The following is a 20,722-nucleotide window of genomic DNA, read 5'->3' as shown; positions in this document are numbered from 1 at the left end:
TTTATTCTTTGATAGAATCATATTCAATAATGAAAACATCTTCGTTTTCTTTTTTCATATGATAGACCTCGCGAGCGTAGGTATCTAGTTTTGTAGAATCTTCCAGTTGCTCTATTTTTTGTTTGTCTTTATTGATTTCAGATTGATAGAATTTTTTATCGGTCTCAAGTTCTTTAATTTCTTTGTTAAATTGATGGTCTACTAAAAATGAATTTTCGTCAAAGAAAATCATCCAAACAAGAAAGACAATAGAAATAAGTACATAGCGATTTGTGAAAAATCGAATGTATTTATTTTGTCTCACCTTTTTTAACCCCATATTAAATCAGTTTGTCGTTGATTACTGTTTTAACGATATCTATTGCCACTGTATTATATCGATCATTTGGTATAATAATATCGGCAAAGTTTTTAGTTGGCTCAATAAATTGATTGTGCATTGGTTTTAAAGTGTCTTGATACCTATTGAGTACTTCATTTAAATCTCTACCACGTTCCTGAATATCGCGTTTTAATCTTCGTATTAAACGCTCATCTGCATCGGCATGTACATAGATTTTAATATCACATAAGTCTCGTAATTCTGGATTGTTGAAAATAAGAATTCCTTCAACAATAAGCGCTTTTGTTGGGTGCGTTTTTAACGAATCTTTTGTGCGATTGTGCTTTACAAACGAATACACCGGTTGTTCAATTGTCTCACCTTTTTTAAGCGCTTTTAAATGTTTTACTAATAATTGGAAATCTATTGCTCTTGGATGATCAAAATTAATTTTTGTTCGCTCTTCATAAGATAGATTGTCTGTAGATTTGTAATAAGAGTCTTGCGAAATTACACCTACTTCATTCTCTGGCAGTTCATTTAAAATTTGATTTACAACGGTAGTTTTACCACTACCTGTACCTCCTGCAATTCCTATTATAAGCATGTGTTTTCTTGTTTAAGACCAAAACAAAAATAGCAATTTTAAACAGATAAATTCATTGCTGTAAGTATCGAGTGTTAATAGTTATAAACAAAAAAAGAGCCTTAAAAAAGACTCTCTTTGGAAATTACTTTTTTCCTAATTCAGATGAATTCCTAGTCCAACGGAGATAGAATTAATACTTCCGAAACCAGTTTCGGCAACAATTCCAAATTTATTCGTAATTAGGAACTCAGCACCCATATGTCCTTGAATGTTGAAGTCTCCTCCGTCAAAATTTACATTTGTGTCTAACCCAGCAAAAATGTCCCAAGCTTCGTGAAGTTTCAGTAATCTATCAAAATAATAGTCACCTCGAACACCTAGACCAAATCCATCGTAGTCTCCAAACCAAATATTAACAACTGGAGATACAGTAATGTCTGGGTGAACTTCAAATTCGTAATAACTAGATATTGAAGTAGTTTCTCCAAATCCAAAAAATACGTTAAGAGCATTTCCGTGCGGTCCACCGCGATCCTGTGCATGACTCGTGTTAATAAAAGCACACATAGCCAATACAATACATAGTGTAATTTGTTTTTTCATAACTTTTTTTTTCAAAAATAAGGAAAAAACTAAAATATTTATTGCAGAATTAATTATAAAGAAATTCTAGCTCTACCTCCAAAATACCACAAACTTGATTCATCAGGATTCAACGTGGGATTTTTAATCCATTGAATATCTGGTGTAATTGCAAAGCGTCTTGTTAATTGAAACCGGTAAAAAAGCTCACCTGTTAACTGGTTTTTTGTTCCATCTATGTTTGGTTCTGCCCAAGAAAAAGAAATTCCGAATAGGTCATGATTCTTAAAATTTAAACCATAACCCAATTGCACATCTTTCGTATAAAAAGTGTTTTCTGCTTTACCGCCAGAAAACCCGAATCTTAAGAACGGCATGTGAGTTTCATTAAATAACCAATAGGAGCTAAAGGCAATACCTAAATCATCTTCATATTCTGCTCCAGTATGACTTGTATAAGATGGACTGCGCCAAAAAGTTAAACTAAAGTTTTTAGTAAAAATCTCATCAATGGTTGGGGCCCATCCTATTTCTGCCCAAGTTTGAATATCGCCATTAAAAAAGTTGCGTCCAAAATCTAAGAAATTACCGTCTTGATATAAATCACCATAAACATCTGTAAAGGCAAGCTTTAGATATAAAGATTTGGTTAAAACTGCTCCCACACCAACTCCAAAACCGGGATTGTGCATGTTTACCGTACCACTTCCAATTGAACCATAATTTATAAATGCCTTGGTAGGAATCCCTAAACCATGAAAGTTAAAATAATTTGCAGGATCTATTTTACCAACAATAGTGTTTATTCTTCCCTCGAGAAATTGTTGAGAATAATGTAGCTCTAAAATTCTAAATGTATAATGCAAGTATCCTGTGCCTGTTAATCCATAATAGCCCGATTCATCTAGACCATGAAACATAGGGCTGCTTTCACCATTATATCTATGTCGACTACTTAAAAGAACTGCAAAAGTTCCTTGATTTTTTTCTTTTTTTCGATTTACAATAACTTTATTAGCCCTTATGTTTAATATTCCGCTACTTGTTAATTTATCATTAATTTCTTCATCTATCACATCAGTTGCAACCAAAGCAAGTGATACGTATTCAATACCTAAACCAATACCGGTCTGTTCATTAAATTTCTTTTTCCAATCATACCAGGGTTTTGTATATTTTACTGGTAAACGGTAATATGGGTCAATGTCATTATCAAACTTTAATATTTCTGCAATAGAGGTAGGACCGTTAAGTTTTGATTTACTTTCGTATATATATTCGGTACTGTCCTTTTTGGTTTCTTTTTTTTCTTGAGTGTAAACTATACCAAATGAAAATAAAAGAAGACACAGCATAATTTTCGATTTCATAGCAATAGTTTTAGGTAAAAATAATGAAAAAAGCATTTCACTGAGAAATGCTTTTAATCTGATAGAATTCTGATATTGAGTTATTTTAAGGTGTTTTTATAAACAACACCATCTTTCATAATTAGTTTCATGCTTTCTATACCCTCTCTTACCGGTGCATCAAACCACTTTTCATTACCTCCAATAAGCGTGATGTCTTTAAGTGGATTACCATCTACTATTAACAAGTCAGCATAGGCACCAACTTCTATAACACCAAGTTTCCCTTCTGGATATGGGTCCATTACTTCGCCACTTAACTTCACGATTTCTCCGTTTACAGACGTCAATGCTTTTAAATAATAATGGTTTCCAAAAAAGTTCGCACCCAAATAAATTTGGTGGTCGTTTTGTTTATTACATGCCTCTGGCATTCCAACACAATCTCCTTGAAACCCTAATTTAGGACGGTATTTTTTTACATTATCTATATAGTTTGCAAAAGCCTTTTGAGCTGAATCAGCTTTTCTTGCAGAAGCTTTACTTGCCGAAATTGCTGAAACTTGAGAAAGTGCAGGAGAAAAGGCTTGCATGTTTGTTGTCATGTACGCATTTTTTTCTTCCATTAAAGCGGCAACATCACCATCAAACATAAAACAATGTTCTATGGTTTTAACACCATTGTTTAAACAACGCATAATTGATTTTTTACTATATGCATGAGACATTACATAGGAGCCATATGCATTTGCAGCTTCAACAGCAGCTCTAATTTCTTCTGCGTTGTAGGCATCTAATTGCCATGGGTCAAATTGGGATACAACGCCACCACTTGACATGATTTTTACTTGTGATGCACCTTGCATAAAATTTTGCCTAACAGCTGCTTTAATGGCATCTACTCCATCTGCTGTTAGTGTCATTCCTAACCTGCCACCATTAGATTGGGTGCCATTCATACTTTCGTTCGGCGTATTAAAATTTCTAAAATCTGCATGAGATCCTGTAGGGCCAATAAAACCACCAGAAGGGTAAATTCTCGGTCCTTTTAGCAAGCCTGCATCAATGGTTTTTTTAAGGCCAGCTCCCATACCACCAGCATCTCTCCAAGTTGTAAACCCAGACATTAATGCATTTTCTGCATTCACCACTGATCGTACGGCTAGTTCTTCCCAATTTCTATTATTTTCAATATCATTAATAGAAGTTCCATTCATTTGTAAATGACCGTGTCCTTCAATAAGACCAGGCATTACTGTTCCACCTTTACCATCAATAACCATGGCGTCTTTAGGAGCCTTAGCATTCTTTTTAATTTCTTTGATTAAGTTATTTTCAATTAGCACGTCGGCATCTATTAAACTCTCGCTCGTGCCATCCCAAACTTTTACGTTTGTTATTAAAATATAATTTGAAGATTCATTTTGTTGGGCAAATACAATTGCAGAGCAACATAAAAATAGGGTTAGACAAATTTTAAAGACCTTAGATTTCATAGATTTTATTTTAGTTAAATAAGTTCTTTTAAAGATAAAAAAAGCATTTCAGAAATGAAATGCTTTTTTTATAAAATATTGTTTTATTCAATATTAATGACTTGTAAATCAATGAAGACTTAAACAAGATTATTAAAGACCAAACCTGTAGTTTGCAGATAACATAAGTTGTTGTTTAGATTTTAAGAATCCGTACTCTGCTCTAAATTGCCAACGTTCGTTGTGTTGGTAATTAAAACCTAATAACATGTTCCATTCATATTCTAAACGTTTATTAAACTTGTAATATACATTAGAATCTATAGTTCCTGTAACTAGATTATACGCACTAGTCCTCAGAGCTTGTTCCGATTCACTTAGATCACTCCAATATACATCACGTCCAAGAAAATCTTGACGTACTACAATTTCATCATTTTGAACAGCATTCCAATGGTTTTCTAAAGCCTGTTTATCTTCTTCTGTAATTCCTAATGCCTCGTCAAAGGCAATATTACCTGAGGTACGACTATCTAAATTTTGAAATTGAGCTCCTGCCCAAACTGCCCAAAATCTGCCTTTCTTTTTTGTTTTAATTTGTTTGATAACACGAATACCACTAACATTTATCAGTACGGGTTTATCTAATCTCTCATTTGTAGTCCAAGACCAAGAATAATCTGCAGCAATATTAACTGGCCCAAGAGGTGCAATACCTAATAAATTTAAACCATAATACTTTCCTTCAATATCAGTTGTACTTGTAAAATAATCACTTCCTACCACACTAAATCTGATGTCTTGTTCTCCCCAAACATTACCATAATACACACCTACTGATAAAAAGGGTAATATCCAAGCATCTATTCTCGCATTAATGGTGTTGATTCTACCTTCTGAGGGGCCAAAATCTAAAATTCCATCTAAAGCAAAATATTGATCTGGTGGCGTACCATCGTTGCTAAAGGCCATTTCAAAATCTTCAAGTACCAAACCTTGCTTATTAAAAACACTTCCTATCATTACACCAAAAGGCTTTTGTAGTTCATAACCTTTTGCATATGCTTTTTTACCTAGAATAGGCAAAACATATGGATACTCCTTGCCGATTTGAGTACTGTCTATAGTTTGAGAATATACAGGGTTCGACTGTAACAAAAGAATGGCTAATGCCCCGAATAACAATTTTAGTAGCTTCATAGTAAAAACAAATATAATAGATTTACTGCTAACTCTTTATAGTAATTTTATTTTCGTTATTCTACACTCTTGAACTCTTTTATAGCTTGGTTGGGTTCGATTACATTATAACCATTCCAAAATTCTGGGTCGTAATGTGGTAAATATGTAGGGGTCACTTTTGGAGCTTCTTTAAAAGTATCGAATTCATTTTTCTCTATGGCACTGCTTTCAAATACTACGAGTTCTTTTTTTTCTATAACGGCTAATTGAAAGTTTAGATCTCCAGAAACTTCGTTTTGTTTTCTGCGACCTTTAATGTTTTTATTTTTCTCAATGATTTTGAGTGGTCTTTTAATGCCAAAACGATTTCCCATAGTACTTTCAGCGTAGGTAAGAACATATTTATCTGCTGTATTCTTAGCATAAATAAAAGTACCTTTGTGCAGATGAGCTTGATACATTAAACCGAGAAGTTTAAAGCTTTTAATATTCTTTACATTTTCAAAATCTAAGCGCTCAATTCCAAAATCTTGAGGATTTATATACATGGTTCCTTTATAATCTGCAGTACCTTTAGGAACAAAACTTATTTTATAAACGTAGTTGTTATTTAAAAAGGCATAGTCTTCAAGTGTAAACCTGTATTTTTTTGATTTTTCTAAAAAGTTTAGAGATGGTTCTTCATAAATTAAACTAGAATTTTCTAAATTCTTGATGCCATTTCTTCTCCATTTTAAGAAGTTCTCTTTTCTATCTTTCTCTTTTTTCTTCTCTTCTTCAATTAATGCGGCTGCTTCTTTGGATTCGGGATCTTGAAATAGCGTAGAGTCCATTTCTTCTTTTGTGCCGAATAAGCCAGATTTAATTTTAAAATACGAATCTGGTTTTACATTGTTTTTAATAATGTTCGTCAAACGTTCTTCAAAACTTTCAAAGGTAATTTCGTTGTTTTTGTCATATAACTCAGATGCCTTTAAGATATCTAGTTTATAGCCATCATCAATTTTGTGATTCGAGTATTTTTCTGATAATACCTCTGTATAATGATCAGATTTTTCTGGCATAGCTGCAAGTATGCTGTCTATTAAGCCTTGGTTAAATTCTGGTATTGTCGACTTTTTTAAATTGATTTCTTTTGTTAATACATCAGTATATTGAGATTCTCGATAGAATAAAGTGCTCTTAATATAGTCTGTATCGTAATTCAATTTGAGATTGGTTTTAACGCGTTCAATAATTTCTTCGGCCGTTAAATTTTCTTTGGTTACAACAACTTCATGTAATTCAAAAGTTTTGGGCGATAACAGTACAATGCTATCTTTAAAAGAGCTTGCTGCCACTTTTAGAGTTTCGTAACCTAAGCAACTAAATTGAAGTGTATCTTGTTCAGTTGGAGATTTTTTTAAATGCATAACAAAATAGCCTTCATTATTGCTAATTACACCAAAACCTTCATTTAGAGTTATAGATGAAAATGGTATGGTTTGAAGGTTTGTTGAATCTTTTATTACTGCACTAATTTCAGATTGGCTAAAAGTAATAGTTGTTACAAATACTAGTAAGAGGGTAAGGTAGTTGTGTTTCATTTCAATTAATTTTTCTCGAAAATAATACAACTAATTCATAAGTAGAATTATACATAACTCTAATTAAGTCATTTTTAACATCAATCTTCTAAATCTTGTTAATTCTATTATAAATTCCAAATGAGAGGCAACCAAAAATAAGTTGCAAGCGTCAGCAAAATGATAGAGATTATATTTAGACAAAACCCTTTTTTAACCATATCGCTTATCTCTAAATATTTAGATCCAAAAACTACGGCATTAGGTGGTGTTGCAACTGGAAGCATAAAAGCACATGAGGCTGCAACAGTTGCTCCAATTAACAATATATATGGATGAAATTCTAGACTAGAGGCTACAGCAATTAGTATAGGTAAAAGCATTGCCGTGGTTGCCATATTAGAGGTCATTTCTGTCATAAAATTTACAGAACCTATAATAATTAATAATACCACAAATAAATGCACACCAGATAATGCGGTAATTTTATTTCCTAGCCATAGTGCCAAACCACTACTCTCAAATCCCGCAGCTAATGCCATACCCCCTCCAAAAAGCAATAGAATACCCCAAGGCAATTTAATGGTGTCTTCCCAATTCAAGATCATTTTAGATTCCTTTGCGGGTATTATAAATAAAAGGATGCATGCTATAACAGCAATAATTGTATCATCTATAGCTGGGAAGATGGGTTTTAAAATATAAGGTCGACAAATCCATGCAAGTGCTGTTGCAACAAAAACGAGTAGAATGCGTTTTTCTTCAAATGATATTTTTCCGAGTTGCTTCAACTGTTTTTCAATTTCCATTTTACCTCCCGGAAAAATTGATTGCTTAAAATTAAAAGCAAAATGCGTTAGATAGTACCAACAAATTATTAATAGTACTACACTTATTGGAAATCCAAATTGAAACCATTGAAAGAAACTGATTTCAGCATTTAAAGAAGATTCTATAACGCCTGCTAATACAAGGTTGGGAGGTGTGCCAATTAAAGTAGCCATACCTCCAATAGATGCAGCATAGGCAATGGCGAGCATCAAAGCTTTTCCAAAAATGTTATGCTCGTTTACAATTGTTTTTGGATTGTCTTTTAATTGAGAAATAATTGCCATACCAACTGGCATAATCATTACCGCTGTTGCTGTATTTGAAATCCACATTGATAAAAAAGCTGTGGCTACCATAAAACCTAATATTATAGATTTGATATTTGTGCCCACCAATTTTATAATATTTAAAGCAATACGTTTGTGAAGGTTCCATTTTTCAATGGCAATACCTAAAGCAAATCCTCCAATAAATAGAAAAATGTATTTATGTCCATAAGCTGCCGTAGTGTTTGTTAATTCCATTCCACCAGATAATGGAAACAATACGATTGGTAAAAGTGCAGTTACGGCCATTGGAATTACTTCACCTATCCACCAAATGGCAATCCAAATAGTTACTGCTAAAATAGCATTTGCCTCATTTGTAAGTCCTTCTGGATAAAAATAAAATCGAATTAAAAAGAATGATAAAGGCCCTAAAAGAAACGGGAGTACTTTTTTAAAATTCATAAACCTCAGTTAGCACTCAAATTTAAAAATAGTTTTCTTTTAAAATTTGCTAACTACGAAGTTTTTTAAATAAAAAAAACCTTCTCTAATTAGAGAAGGTTTTTGTCGGGGTGGCAGGATTCGAACCTGCGACCTCCGCGTCCCAAACGCGGCGCGATAACCGGGCTACGCTACACCCCGAAAAACCAATCAATTGGTATTATTTTCGGGTTGCAAATATACAGCTTTATCTCAATTGTAAAAGCTATTTATTACAATTTTATTAATTTTTCCTGAAGCAGTATTTTTTCTTCTTCATCTTGAATAAGAAGTATGTAGGTTCCTGTTTTTAAATCAGGTAAATCCAGTGTGCTTAAATACTCTTGTAATTGCAAAGATTTGTTATAAACGGTAGCTCCAAACGCATTAAAAATTTGAATTTGAACCTTACTAGAAATAGTGTTGTATAAAGTAATCTCATCTTGTATGGGGTTTGGATAAACCAAAATTTCTGAAATTACGTCGTTACCAGTACAATCTTCATCAATACCATTTCCTATGATTTCTGGGGCATTTGGATATACATTAGGGTTTGTGTCATCGCAATCTTCAAAAGCCAAAAAGCCATCTCCGTCCGTATCCTTATAAAAATAAGAGGCTGCAAAATAGAAAGCTTCAACTCCAATCTGTTCCCCAATTAACCTTCCAGGAATATCATCAATTGGCGGATGAATACCTCCCCAAATTCTCGAAAGACTACATTGGTCTGAGGCATCTCTATAGGTTGCCCATTGTAATATTAAGTTTTCACTCGGACCATCTTCAAAAACTAAAAACTCATTTTGATTTGCATCAAATGTTCCCATGCCTCCTGGAAAAAATGCATCTCCAGTTAATAAAGTCATTAATTCTGCTGCTGCACGAGAATAAGTAGAGTGCCCCGAAACATAACCTGCAAATGGTGGGGTAACAAATGAAGGACGTTGGTATGGCATCCAATTTTCAGCTAAAATCCAATCAACTCCTGCAACATCTGAATCTGGATCAAAAATATACGAAGGGCCTTTCCAAGCATATAATTTAATTTTTCCAACATTATTAAGCTGATTAAATGCAAGAGGGTCATCGGCTTCTACCACTTCAATAAAGTTTGGTATTAATGGGATGCCTTCTGGATGGTAATTACTCAAATTTGGGTTGCTACTTTGTCCTTTATCCGCCATATATCGAATTGCAGAAATAGGTCTAGTATAGTCGTAATATCCTTTAATACCCCATGCTGAAATAGCGACATCGTGCATGGTGCCACCCATAAGTAAATAAGATTTTACATCCCACTCTAAATCATCGAGAATAGGCCCTTTACCATTAAATCTTTTTTCTAAATCTGGATGATCATTTACATAATTTAGAATAGTGAACCAATGCCCTGGCGGTGTTTCAGAATCTGGTCCGTCAGCCCAAAATTCCGCCAAAACACGCGCGTAATCTGCACGCGGAACCATCTGTTCGCTATAGACGTTGCCTGTATGCGGATTGATGTCATGACCAATACTTGCATCACCTCCAAATTCTAAATTGTAAAATGCTTTATAAGACTCAAAATCATTTGGGAATTCTTGAATGTTTCCAATGCTAGCGGGTGAAATATCTATCATTACACCATCACTGGGGTCTAAGTGAGATGACCAAACGGATACAAGTGCAAAGCCCCATTTATAAGGGTCTTCAATTCCATCTATATCATTACTGTTTTGTATATAACTCGGTGGACCTGGGTTGTGATATACATTATAGTCAAATCCGTCTCGTTCAAAAATAGAGGCATCTTCTTCTTTTAATGAAAATGGGACTACTTGACCCCATTCAGGACTTAAAAAGTCTGGAGTGGCAATTGGAAATGCATTTCCACTTTGATCAATAAAGGCTTCCAATGTTAGTGGTTGCCATCTATTGGGTTCTACCATTCTAGGATTGCCAGCTAAATCAATTATTAAAGATTCATTTACAGGTTGATAATATTCATTGTCGTATCCATTTTCTTCATTCGCGCCATCCGTCAAACCAAATTCAATAATTTCAGATGCGATATAGTTACCTAAAGCGGCCGCAGAACCATTGCTGTAATCTCTTGATTCAATTGAAATCTCATAACCTAATTCAATCATAAAATCATCATAAGCTTGTTGCAAGTAATCAGCATTTGGAGAATTTTGAAAACGATGACTTAATATTCGATATGTAGCATAACTTATGGCTTCTTTTTGAGCATTGTAGCTATTGTTTGGAGCGGTGATTCCTTGGTAGTTACAAGTGTAATCACCGAGAGTTTTTCCTAAGAAAAAAGTTTCTGCTTCTGTATTAAAAGCAGCCCAAGCATCATACATAGCCAAAGATATGTGAAATAAATTTCGCGCATGAACGGTAGGTCTTGCATAATCTTTTCGAATGGATTCTAATAATAATTCATTCCATTCTCGTGCTATTGAATGTTGTGCGTTAGACGTGATATATAGCACTACTAATAGTGCTGAACATAGTAATTTTTTTATCATTTAGCGTGGTTGATTTGAGGCTAAAGATAGCACTTTTTTGGTGGTGCAAGCAACTACTATTTTAGCGATGAAATCACACGATTAAATGCAGTGATATTATCATTGTAAAAACTTATAAACAATTGACAAGTGACATGTGAAAATCGGCTATTTTTGTCGAGCTTAAACAAAATAACACAAATATGTCTGATACAATTGAAAGAATAAAATGTTTGATTATAGGGTCTGGACCTGCTGGATATACTGCAGCTATTTATGCAGCTAGAGCAGATTTGAAACCGGTTATGTATACGGGTATGCAAATGGGAGGTCAGTTAACAACTACTACTGAAGTTGAAAACTATCCAGGTTACCCTGAAGGTACTGATGGTACTATGATGATGGAAGATTTCAAAAAGCAAGCAGAGCGTTTTGGAACGGATGTTCGTTTTGGAATGGTATCTAAAGTAGATTTGAGCAACGAAGTTGGAGGTATACATAAAGTGGTTGTTGATGAGACAAAAGAAATTGAAGCGGAAACGATTATAATTTCAACAGGAGCAACAGCTAAATACCTTGGCTTAGAAAGTGAGCAACGCTTAATTGGAGGAGGTGTGTCTGCTTGTGCAACTTGTGATGGATTCTTTTATAAAGATCAGGATGTTGTGGTAATTGGTGCAGGAGATACTGCTGCTGAAGAAGCTACATATTTAGCGAATATCTGTAAGTCTGTTACGATGTTGGTTCGTAAAGATTATATGAGAGCCTCGAAAGCTATGCAGCACAGAGTAGAGCGAACTGAAAATATTAAAGTATTGTACAATACGGAGATGGATGAGGTATTAGGAGAACAAGTTGTAGAGGGTGTTGTTGCTAGAAATAACCAATCTGGAGAAAAAACAAATATTCCTGTAACAGGTGTGTTTGTTGCCATCGGTCATAAACCAAATACAGACTTGTTCAAAGGAGTTTTAGATATGAATGATACTGGATATTTAATTACAAAAGGAAAGTCTACTAAAACCAATTTGCCTGGGGTGTTTGCTGCAGGAGATGTGCAAGATCACGAATATAGACAAGCTGTTACCGCCGCAGGTACGGGTTGTATGGCAGCTTTAGATGCTGAAAGATATTTAGGAGCATTGATTTAATCAAGTGTTTATATAAAAAATTAAAGCCCTCATTTGAGGGCTTTTTTATGTCTTAAATTTTTTCAGGTAAGGTATATGTTCTACCTTGGTTTTGTTCTTTTAAATAGCCCATTAGAGGTTCAAAGTAATCGAGCATTGGTTTGGCACTCATGCCACTTCCAACACTTTCTTTTAATACTTTATTCCAATCACAATTGGCGCCTTGTTTCATAATGTCATACAAAAAGGTTCCCACTTCTTTATTTCCAAAATAATTGGTTGCATGAGGATCTTGTTTTAAGATGTTCTTGGCTATATGATCATGGAATTGGAATAATAAAATATACGAAATTGCATAATCATAATATTGAGCAGCATCATTGTTAATATGAGTTTTTGAGGCAGCGTCGCAAAACTCTTCTCCTCTTTCTGTTGGAGGCACCAGACCCTGATATTTCTTTGCTAATTCCCACCATTTTTTATTATATTCAGATTTAGGTAAATTCTCTGCATATAAAGCATTTTCAAATTCACTCATTACCCCGGCCGAAAACGGTAAGAATACAACATAACTTAAAGCCTCTTTCAACAAGTTTTGAGTTTGATCTACTTGTGCATCTTCTGCAACCAATCCTTTAGCAGCCAAAAAAGGTTTTTGCATAGCTGCCAACCCTAATAAACTTCCTATAGCTTCGTGATAACCTCTATTTGCACCACCTCTTAATAAAGGAGGCACTTCATCATTGGTATAAGCTTGATAATAATAAATGTGTCCTAATTCATGATGAATAGTTTCGTAGTATTCAGCTGTTGGTTCTACACTCATTAAGCAGCGTAAGTCATTTTCTAAATCCATATGCCATGCACTAGCATGGTTGTTTTTTTTGAAGTCTGCATCCGCTGGAGCAGGAAACATACTCGATTTTTCATAAAAACTTTTTGGAAGTGGATCAAAACCGATACTTACAAAGAAATCTTCACCTTCTTTCACAATCCATTCTTCATTTTTGTCGCTTAAAGCACCATCAATATCAAGTCCGTCAACACGTACTAAAGCACTCCAGTCTTGTCCCCATCTGTTTGGTAGCCAATGAGCTGGTAGGTAATCTGGTATATCTTTATTAAAATTACCAGCTAACTCATAACGAGCCCAAGTATGCAATTCTCTATAGAGAGGCCATATTTCTTGAACCATTTTTTTCATTTCAATCATCATCTCACCACGGGTCATACCGTAATCAGAAACTTGATAAGAGAAATAGTCATCGTACCCTAACGCTTCTACTGTCTGATTTCTTAGACTTACTAAATTTTCTAGTCCATCTTTTAAATCAACTCCAACGGCTTTAGAAGCTTCCCAATATTGTAACCGTTCTTCTTCATCCTCAGAATTTCTTAAAACAGCATCTACATCACCTGTGGTGATTGGTGTGCCATCTACTTGAAAATTAAATCCGAAAAGTGTTTCGTCTTGTGCGGCTTGAGCTGCAATTTTTGCGTTTACTATTTCTGCTACAATTTCTGGGTTGCCTGCGGCTCCGTATAAAATACCTTCTAATTGTCTAACCTGAACCAAATCTAATTGATCTTTATTTTCTATGAAGGAACGTGTTTTTTCTATAACATCTTTACTCCCTGTAAAAGCGGCAAATGCCTCTCCTGTTTTTTGAACGCGGTAGGCATTCATGGTATCTCCTTCAACGATTCTAGTATTAGCAGCCCATTCAGCTTCAGCTGATTCGTAATATAATTTCTTATAAGTTTCTGTATAAGACTCTAAGAACTTTTGAGCTTCTGCTTTTCTAGTCTGAGTAGCAGAATTTTCACAACTTATAAATAGTAATAAAAGGCCAAATATGTAAAATGATTGTTTCATTTGATTGTGGATTTGATATAGTTTCTCAAAAATACAAATTCAATGGTTATTGCATGTTATGGCTTTGTAAGTTTGTCAGTTACTTTAAAAAAGTTTTAAAATTCTATTTCCGAATAATTAGGATAATGAATACTTAGAACAGATTCCAAAGAACCACAAACGTGATAAATGATGGCCACGTTTCAAAGGAGAAATTATTTGAAATATGATCATTTAATTGCCATTGCATATTCTTCCATAAGGTGGAGAAGAAAATGTTGATTGCGAGGATGATGAAAATCACCAATACACCGATTAAAAATTCTGAAGTACGTTTCAAATTTGGGATGACCCCTAACACGATAATGTGTTTTTTTTTCAATAAAAAATAAGAGCACCCAAGAGACTGCTATTATTACTAATAACCCAATCATAATTGTATGTTTTAAGAATTTAAACTGTTAGTGTTCTCAAGAATGGAATGGAAAGCGGATAGTAACAGGTGCCTCTATTAATTGCATTTAACACGTTAATAATGGTCATAATGATACCGAATAAAACTACGGCTCCTGTTAAAAAGAAATTGTATCCTGGAAAGGGAAAAAATAAGAGCAATGACATGATAAAATACAAGGTTATTGAACTGTGAAAGTTTACAACCGCCCTACCATGCATATCATAAATTTTATTGTCTTTCGCTTTGTGAATCCAAAGAAATAGAGGAAACAATATATTGCCAAAAGGAATAAAACCTAAAAAAGGTGTGCCATGTAAAAGAAGCATCCATTTCTTTTGAATAGTTTCTTCATTCGGATTGTCTATCACCAATAAATCTTCTATACAAACATCTAAAGCATTGGCTAAGAGTTTTACAGTTTGTTTATGAGGTGATACTTCTTCCTTTTCAATTCGTTGAATAGTCCTGATTCCGACAGTTGAGGTATCTGCAAGTTGTTCTTGAGTCAACCCCTTTAATGTGCGTTGGTATTTTAATCGTTTACCTAATGTTGCGTTTTCCATTTTTCTTGATTTGATGATGCAAATCTATGGCGAACCTATAGTTTTCCTTACGCCATTTAAATGTCACCTATCTGTCAGTTTCAGTATTTACGGGCTATTCAGCGAATATAATACAAAATTGAATATAATTTCACCGATTTATTAGATTGATTGAAAGACTCCATTTTATATTTAAATACTTCATAAAATAGTCTTATCATTCTTTTTATAATTCTTTTGTTTTATTGAGAATATTGCAAAAAAACGAGATTCTTCTATACTAAAATAGTAGGTTAATAAAAAGCAAGTGGTGTTGAGGTCTTAATTGCCTAATAATGTTGGTATAGCCATAAAGTTTTCTAAATTTGTTGGCTTACATAAATCGCATTAAAATTATGAGTAAAATTATGACAGTCGACATATTGTCGAGTATAAAAGGAGCACAGCCATCTGAGGCTGTAAACAAGTTATTTGGTGAAATCAAGAATGCACAATCTTCAAATAATAATTCTTTTAATAATGTCAATTATAATAATGCGGTATCAATTGATAATTTGAGAGAAGATGTAGTTGTAGAGAGTTCAGTAGTTGAAAGAATAATTATCAAAGAAAACTTTCCGCAGCAAAAAGATGGATATTTAGTTGTTGCAAAAGTTATAGAAGGGTAGGGAGATGGATTCGCAAATAAGAAAGATACACGAGCAACTCGTGTCTAAAGAGATATCTTGTACTGCTCTGGTACAAGAAAAACTAGCACTTTTAAAAGAAAACGCTTATAACTCAGTAAATGCTGTGTTGGAGGATATGGCTTTAGAATTGGCAGCAAAGGTTGATGCTAAAATTGAGGCTGGAGAAACAATTGGGTTATTGGAAGGAATTCCTTTTGGAATTAAAGATGTGTACATGGTTCAAGGTACTACAACAACGGCCTCGTCTACCATGTTAAAAAACTATAAATCGGCCTACACAGCAACGGCCATTCAAAAGTTATTAGATGCTGGCGCCATTCCATTGGTAAAAGAGAACTGCGACAGTTTTGGTCATGGCTCTTCAAGTGAGAATACTATTTTTGGCGCAGTAAAAAATGCAGTAAATCCGGAGTTAGTAGGTGGAGGTTCAAGTGGAGGTTCTGCTGTAAACGTTGCTTTAGATTATACTACTTTCTCTATTGGTGGAGATACTGGAGGTTCTATTCGTCAACCAGCAGGTTACAATAAAATTTATGGTTTAAAACCAACGTATGGTCGTATCTCTAGATATGGATTAATGGCCTATGCTTCCTCTACCGATTGTGTAGGACCTTTAGCAAAATCAGTAGAAGACATTCGTATTGTGTTGAATGTAATGAGTGGTAAAGATGTAAAAGATCAAACTACTATTGAGTCACAAGAAATCGCTGAGGATGCTGTAAATGATGGTGGGCAAGAATTAACCGTTGGATACTTTAAAAACTTTATTGAAGGCGATGCTATTGATGCTGATGTAAAAGCAGATTTTTTAACGGCTATTGATAAAATGAAAGCCAAAGGCATTGCTGTAAAAGAATTAGATTTCTTTCAAGGCAATACACTTGTTTCTACTTACTATACACTGGCAATGGCGGAAACAGCCTCAAACTTATCTAGATTAGACGGAACCAATTATGGAAATAGAATTGCAGGCGATAACTTGATTGATAGTTATGCAGTTACGCGATCAGAAAGTTTTTCGGAAGAATCTAAACGCAGAATTGTTGGAGGTAACCAAGTGTTATCTCAAGGATTTTCTGATGAAATATATTTAAAAGGTTTGGCCTTGAGAGATGAAATTTCAGCCAATTTTGAAGAGGACTTTAAAAAGGTAGATATTATTATTTCTCCGGTCACACCAAGTGCTCCACCTAAAATAGGAGAGAGTTTAAAAGATCCACATGCCATGTATTTATCTGATGCATATACTGTAGGGTTTAGTTTAGGGCAATTACCAACCTTAACAATTCCGCAAGGCACTGTAACTGGTTTGCAATTAACGGCTGCTAAGAGTAAAGAAGAGGTGATACTGAAGTTTGCAAACTTCTTAAAAGACGTGATATAATGGAGTTAGAGCAATTAGATGCGGCGTTAAAAGCCCACGAGTTAGAATTGGTAATCGGACTAGAAACACACGTTCGATTAAATACCAAAACAAAGTTGTTTTGTTCTTGTCCAAATGAAGAATCTGAAACACCTAATGAACATATCTGTTCGGTTTGTACTGGTCAAATGGGTGTGCTTCCGGCAGTAAATAAAGAGGCGGTTACAAAGGCCATTTATTTTGGTAAAGCGGTTAAATCGACATTTGAGAATGAAGTGATTTCATGGGATCGTAAGCATTACGAATATCCAGATAATCCAAAAAATATTCAAATTACACAGTTTCATAACCCAGTTATTCCAGATGGGCAAGTTTCGTGTTATAGAAACGATGGAACACAGTTTACAGTTAATCTTACTCAAGTGCATATTGAGGAGGATGCTGCAAAATTGATGCACGAGAAAAAAGTGTCTTTAGTAGATTTTAATAAGGCAGGTGTGCCTCTAATTGAAATTGTAACAGAGCCATGTATTCGTCATATTGAAGACGCATCAACTTATGCGCAATACATACAACGTATTGTTCAGAATTTAGGAATTTCTGAGGCAAACCTTGAAAAAGGGGAGTTTAAATCAGATGTTTCTGTGTCGCTGCGTAAGAAGCATACATATAATTTAAATCCTCGTACCGAAATCAAAAACTTGAACTCGTTTAAGTTTATGGTAGAGGCATTAAAAGAGGAAGTTGAAAAACAATTCAACTACTATATAGAACATAAAGAGTTTAGACCAGATCAAACTACCGTATTGTGGGATGCTGATTTAAAGCAAACCAAAACAATGCGTAAAAAAGAGTTTGAAGCAGACTATAGGTTTATTTCTGAACCAGATTTACCATTCGTAAATATCAAAGAAGTGGTAGATACGATTAAAGTAGATTCAAGTCTATTGCCTTATGCAGTAGAATCTATTTTAATTAAAGGAGGAGTATTACCGCAAGATGCTAAATTCTTTACAGCAGATGCAGTACGTTCTAGAACCTTTATGACAATCAATAATGTGTTAAGAGACCCATTATTTGTCGCGAAGACTTTGGTTAATAATATCGGTGCTGATGAGTATAGCGATATCCATCGAATTGAACATTTGATTGAAATCTTCCAATTGTTTAAAGAAGAGAAAATTACCTCAGTATTGGTTCAAAATGCGATTACTTCATATTTAAAAGACCGCGATTTTGATTACAACAAGTATTTCAAAGAGAATACTATTTCAAGAGAGCAAATCGAAAATACGATTGCCAAGGTAATTGAAGAAAACGAGGCAATTGCTGCTGACATTAAAACAGGTAATCAAGGTAAGGCAGGTATTTTAGTAGGAAAAGTGATTGCCATAATTGGTAAAGGAGCATCAGGTAAGGTTATTCGTCAATTGATATTAGATCAGTTAAATGCTGGCACAACTGTGACTTCTTCAAGCAAGAGTTCTGGTGGAGTAGGTAATGGAAAGTCTGCTAAAGGGCAGGAGACAAAAACTGCCGAAGAAGAAGTGTTGCCTGAAATACCGATGGTGGTAAAAGAGGAGTACCGCACTCATGTTGTTACACAATTATCTCAAGAAAGTATTTCTGAAACAGTAATTTTAGCAGGGTGGGTTTCTAGTGTTAGAGATCACGGTGAATTGATATTTATTGATTTGAGAGATTCTAGTAACGAGATATTTCAAGTACGATTGAGTAGAGAATCTTTCCCGAATTTAGACGAACTTGTGAAGTTAAAACCAGAATCTGTAATTACGGTTACTGGTACTATAGTACAGCGTAAAGAAGACGATTATAATCCTGCTTTAAGAACGGGTACTATTGAGTTAGAGACATCTGAATTAGAAATATTAAACCTATCTAAAACATTGCCTTTTGAAATTAAAAGAGCAACAAAGTCTAATGAAAATGTACGTTTTCAATACAAGTTCTTAGATCATAGAAATGATGATGTGCGTAGGGCAGTAGTAAACCGTCATAGAGTTATAAAACTCTTACGAGATATTTTAGATGAGCAAGAGTTTTTAGAAATAGAAACACCTATTTTAACTGCAGGTACCGATGAAGGTGCACGTGAATTTATTGTGCCAACGCGTAAACAAGCAGGTTCATTTTACACATTGCCACAGGCACCACAGCAGTTTAAGCAAATGTTGATGGTAGGTGGATTTGAAAAGTATTTCCAAATCGCACGTTGTTTTAGAGATGAAGATTCGCGAGGAGATCGTCAACCTGAATTTACACAGTTAGATATTGAAATGGCCTATGCGAGTATGCAGCAAATCATTGATTTAAATACGCATATGTTCAATGAAATTGTATCAAAAATTTACGGTAAAAAATGGATTTTAAAACCGTTTGAAATCTTGACCTATAAAGAGGCAATGGATCAATACGGTTGCGACAGACCAGACTTACGTTTTGGTTTGCAAATGCAAGACATTACAGATATTGTTAAAGATACCACGTTCCAAGTATTTAGTAAACCAATTGAAGATGGTGGTATTGTTAAATGCATCAAAGTTTCGGCAGAAGAGCAAGGTAAAAAACGTATGTCTAAAGGGCAGATTGAAAAGTTGACCGCTATTGCTCAGGATCACGGATTAGGCGGATTGGCATATATTATTGTAAACGAAGAGGAGTTACAATCGCCAATTATAAAATTCTTAGGAGAAGATATTGCAGAAAACATTATTAAAACTGCTAATGCAGCAATAGGTGATATTGTATTTTTCTCTGCGGCCGATTATGCCACTGCTAATAAAGCCTTAGATGCAGTGCGTCAAGAAATGGGACGTATGCTGAAGTTAATTAATAAGAAAGAATTACGACCAGCCTGGGTAGTTGATTTCCCAATGTTTGAAAAAACAGATGAAGGACGTTGGACATTTACACACAATCCATTCTCAATGCCTGCTATTTCGGATTTAGAAAAGCACTTAAACGGTAAAGAAGAAGAGATTGGAAGTATTATTTCTCAGCAATATGATTTAATCTTAAACGGTTACGAAATTGGAGGAGGATCTGTACGTGCACACAAACCAGAAATATTAGAAGCAACCTATAAAAACATGGGTTATAACAAAGAAGAGATGATGCAAAGTGTGGGTACTATGTACAAAGCATTCCATTACGGAGCACCACCTCATGGAGGTATAGCTTGGGGTGTAGACCGATTGATGATGATTTTAGAAAAGAAAGCATCTATCAGAGAGGTAATGGCATTCCCAAAGACAGGAACAAGTGAAGATTTATTATTTAAATCTCCTTCGCCTTTATCAGATAAAAAAGTAGAAGAAATGAATGTGAAAGTTATTCGATAATTAAAAAAGCAAGTGATTCAGATTTTTATTGATAATTTGAGTCTAATTGTTTGAATTGTTTAAAAACTATTTTACATTTGTGTCATACAATTACAAATGACAAGAATTACAAACATATGGTGGTGGAACTCTCTTAATTCATAAGTGAGAAATACCTTGTATGTTATAATTTAAAAATAAATTAA

15 protein-coding genes and 1 tRNA gene are annotated in these 20,722 nt (G+C 34.4%); 4 read left to right on the top strand and 12 right to left on the bottom strand.

Annotation, left to right across the window (positions count from 1 at the left end):
• Position 1 precedes the first annotated feature (1 nt).
• From ACYQ5R_RS01960 to ACYQ5R_RS01915, 10 genes are all read right to left on the bottom strand, one after another.
• Entirely contained in the window at positions 2–319 is a 318-nt protein-coding gene (locus tag ACYQ5R_RS01960) for an FtsB family cell division protein (protein ID WP_460189223.1), read from the bottom strand.
• A gap of 1 nt (position 320) precedes the next feature.
• Positions 321–929 carry a uridine kinase gene (udk, locus tag ACYQ5R_RS01955; RefSeq protein ID WP_460189222.1) on the bottom strand — a complete coding sequence of 203 codons (609 nt, stop codon included), beginning with the start codon at positions 927–929 and terminating at the stop codon, positions 321–323.
• 135 nt (positions 930–1,064) lie between these two features.
• Complete coding sequence (locus tag ACYQ5R_RS01950; RefSeq protein ID WP_460189221.1) at positions 1,065–1,514, bottom strand: hypothetical protein; 450 nt, start codon at positions 1,512–1,514, stop codon at positions 1,065–1,067.
• Between the two features lie 53 nt (positions 1,515–1,567).
• A complete protein-coding gene (locus ACYQ5R_RS01945; protein ID WP_460189220.1) occupies positions 1,568–2,863 on the bottom strand; it encodes a carbohydrate porin in 1,296 nt (431 codons plus the stop codon).
• Positions 2,864–2,943: 80 nt separating this feature from the next.
• The gene (locus ACYQ5R_RS01940; RefSeq protein WP_460189219.1) at positions 2,944–4,338 is read right to left on the bottom strand and encodes a metal-dependent hydrolase family protein; all 1,395 of its coding nucleotides are present in this window, start codon (positions 4,336–4,338) and stop codon (positions 2,944–2,946) included.
• Positions 4,339–4,470: 132 nt separating this feature from the next.
• A complete protein-coding gene (locus ACYQ5R_RS01935; protein WP_460189218.1) occupies positions 4,471–5,517 on the bottom strand; it encodes a hypothetical protein in 1,047 nt (348 codons plus the stop codon).
• 56 nt (positions 5,518–5,573) lie between these two features.
• Entirely contained in the window at positions 5,574–7,085 is a 1,512-nt protein-coding gene (locus tag ACYQ5R_RS01930) for a carboxypeptidase-like regulatory domain-containing protein (protein WP_460189217.1), read from the bottom strand.
• A 107-nt stretch (positions 7,086–7,192) separates the two neighbouring features.
• Positions 7,193–8,626 carry an SLC13 family permease gene (locus ACYQ5R_RS01925; RefSeq protein ID WP_460189216.1) on the bottom strand — a complete coding sequence of 478 codons (1,434 nt, stop codon included), beginning with the start codon at positions 8,624–8,626 and terminating at the stop codon, positions 7,193–7,195.
• 105 nt (positions 8,627–8,731) lie between these two features.
• Positions 8,732–8,806 (bottom strand) — tRNA-Pro (locus ACYQ5R_RS01920).
• 71 nt (positions 8,807–8,877) lie between these two features.
• Positions 8,878–11,160: a T9SS type A sorting domain-containing protein gene (locus tag ACYQ5R_RS01915; protein WP_460189215.1), complete on the bottom strand. Its 2,283-nt coding sequence runs from the start codon at positions 11,158–11,160 to the stop codon at positions 8,878–8,880.
• A 182-nt stretch (positions 11,161–11,342) separates the two neighbouring features.
• Here ACYQ5R_RS01915 and trxB point away from each other — a divergent pair, with 182 nt between their 5' ends.
• The gene (trxB, locus tag ACYQ5R_RS01910; protein WP_460189214.1) at positions 11,343–12,290 is read left to right on the top strand and encodes a thioredoxin-disulfide reductase; all 948 of its coding nucleotides are present in this window, start codon (positions 11,343–11,345) and stop codon (positions 12,288–12,290) included.
• Between the two features lie 52 nt (positions 12,291–12,342).
• Here the strand turns inward: trxB and ACYQ5R_RS01905 are convergent, their stop codons facing one another.
• Both ACYQ5R_RS01905 and ACYQ5R_RS01900 read right to left on the bottom strand, forming a co-directional pair.
• Complete coding sequence (locus ACYQ5R_RS01905; RefSeq protein ID WP_460189213.1) at positions 12,343–14,145, bottom strand: M2 family metallopeptidase; 1,803 nt, start codon at positions 14,143–14,145, stop codon at positions 12,343–12,345.
• Between the two features lie 432 nt (positions 14,146–14,577).
• Positions 14,578–15,144 (bottom strand): DUF4870 domain-containing protein, encoded by a 567-nt coding sequence (locus ACYQ5R_RS01900; RefSeq protein ID WP_460189212.1) that lies wholly within the window; start codon positions 15,142–15,144, stop codon positions 14,578–14,580.
• Between the two features lie 386 nt (positions 15,145–15,530).
• Here ACYQ5R_RS01900 and ACYQ5R_RS01895 point away from each other — a divergent pair, with 386 nt between their 5' ends.
• From ACYQ5R_RS01895 to gatB/aspS, 3 genes are read left to right on the top strand one after another with little or no spacing between them, the layout of a single operon-like run.
• Positions 15,531–15,791 (top strand): hypothetical protein, encoded by a 261-nt coding sequence (locus ACYQ5R_RS01895; RefSeq protein ID WP_460189211.1) that lies wholly within the window; start codon positions 15,531–15,533, stop codon positions 15,789–15,791.
• A gap of 4 nt (positions 15,792–15,795) precedes the next feature.
• Positions 15,796–17,196 carry an amidase gene (locus tag ACYQ5R_RS01890; RefSeq protein ID WP_460189210.1) on the top strand — a complete coding sequence of 467 codons (1,401 nt, stop codon included), beginning with the start codon at positions 15,796–15,798 and terminating at the stop codon, positions 17,194–17,196.
• Complete coding sequence (gene gatB/aspS / locus ACYQ5R_RS01885) at positions 17,196–20,537, top strand: bifunctional amidotransferase subunit GatB/aspartate--tRNA ligase AspS (protein WP_460189209.1); 3,342 nt, start codon at positions 17,196–17,198, stop codon at positions 20,535–20,537. Before ACYQ5R_RS01890 ends, gatB/aspS begins: the two co-directional genes overlap by 1 nt.
• Positions 20,538–20,722: the final 185 nt, after the last annotated feature.

This window comes from Urechidicola sp. KH5 (genome assembly GCF_054661455.1).
The sequence above is the reverse complement of the archived record's forward strand: the minus strand, read 5'-3'. Positions and strand labels throughout refer to the sequence as shown.

Coding starts and splice junctions, on each gene's coding strand:
- ACYQ5R_RS01960 (WP_460189223.1), bottom strand. CDS start 319: ATGGGGTTAAAAAAGGTGAGACAAAATAAATACATTCGATTTTTCACA.
- udk (WP_460189222.1), bottom strand. CDS start 929: ATGCTTATAATAGGAATTGCAGGAGGTACAGGTAGTGGTAAAACTACC.
- ACYQ5R_RS01950 (WP_460189221.1), bottom strand. CDS start 1,514: ATGAAAAAACAAATTACACTATGTATTGTATTGGCTATGTGTGCTTTT.
- ACYQ5R_RS01945 (WP_460189220.1), bottom strand. CDS start 2,863: ATGAAATCGAAAATTATGCTGTGTCTTCTTTTATTTTCATTTGGTATA.
- ACYQ5R_RS01940 (WP_460189219.1), bottom strand. CDS start 4,338: ATGAAATCTAAGGTCTTTAAAATTTGTCTAACCCTATTTTTATGTTGC.
- ACYQ5R_RS01935 (WP_460189218.1), bottom strand. CDS start 5,517: ATGAAGCTACTAAAATTGTTATTCGGGGCATTAGCCATTCTTTTGTTA.
- ACYQ5R_RS01930 (WP_460189217.1), bottom strand. CDS start 7,085: ATGAAACACAACTACCTTACCCTCTTACTAGTATTTGTAACAACTATT.
- ACYQ5R_RS01925 (WP_460189216.1), bottom strand. CDS start 8,626: ATGAATTTTAAAAAAGTACTCCCGTTTCTTTTAGGGCCTTTATCATTC.
- ACYQ5R_RS01915 (WP_460189215.1), bottom strand. CDS start 11,160: ATGATAAAAAAATTACTATGTTCAGCACTATTAGTAGTGCTATATATC.
- trxB (WP_460189214.1), top strand. CDS start 11,343: ATGTCTGATACAATTGAAAGAATAAAATGTTTGATTATAGGGTCTGGA.
- ACYQ5R_RS01905 (WP_460189213.1), bottom strand. CDS start 14,145: ATGAAACAATCATTTTACATATTTGGCCTTTTATTACTATTTATAAGT.
- ACYQ5R_RS01900 (WP_460189212.1), bottom strand. CDS start 15,144: ATGGAAAACGCAACATTAGGTAAACGATTAAAATACCAACGCACATTA.
- ACYQ5R_RS01895 (WP_460189211.1), top strand. CDS start 15,531: ATGACAGTCGACATATTGTCGAGTATAAAAGGAGCACAGCCATCTGAG.
- ACYQ5R_RS01890 (WP_460189210.1), top strand. CDS start 15,796: ATGGATTCGCAAATAAGAAAGATACACGAGCAACTCGTGTCTAAAGAG.
- gatB/aspS (WP_460189209.1), top strand. CDS start 17,196: ATGGAGTTAGAGCAATTAGATGCGGCGTTAAAAGCCCACGAGTTAGAA.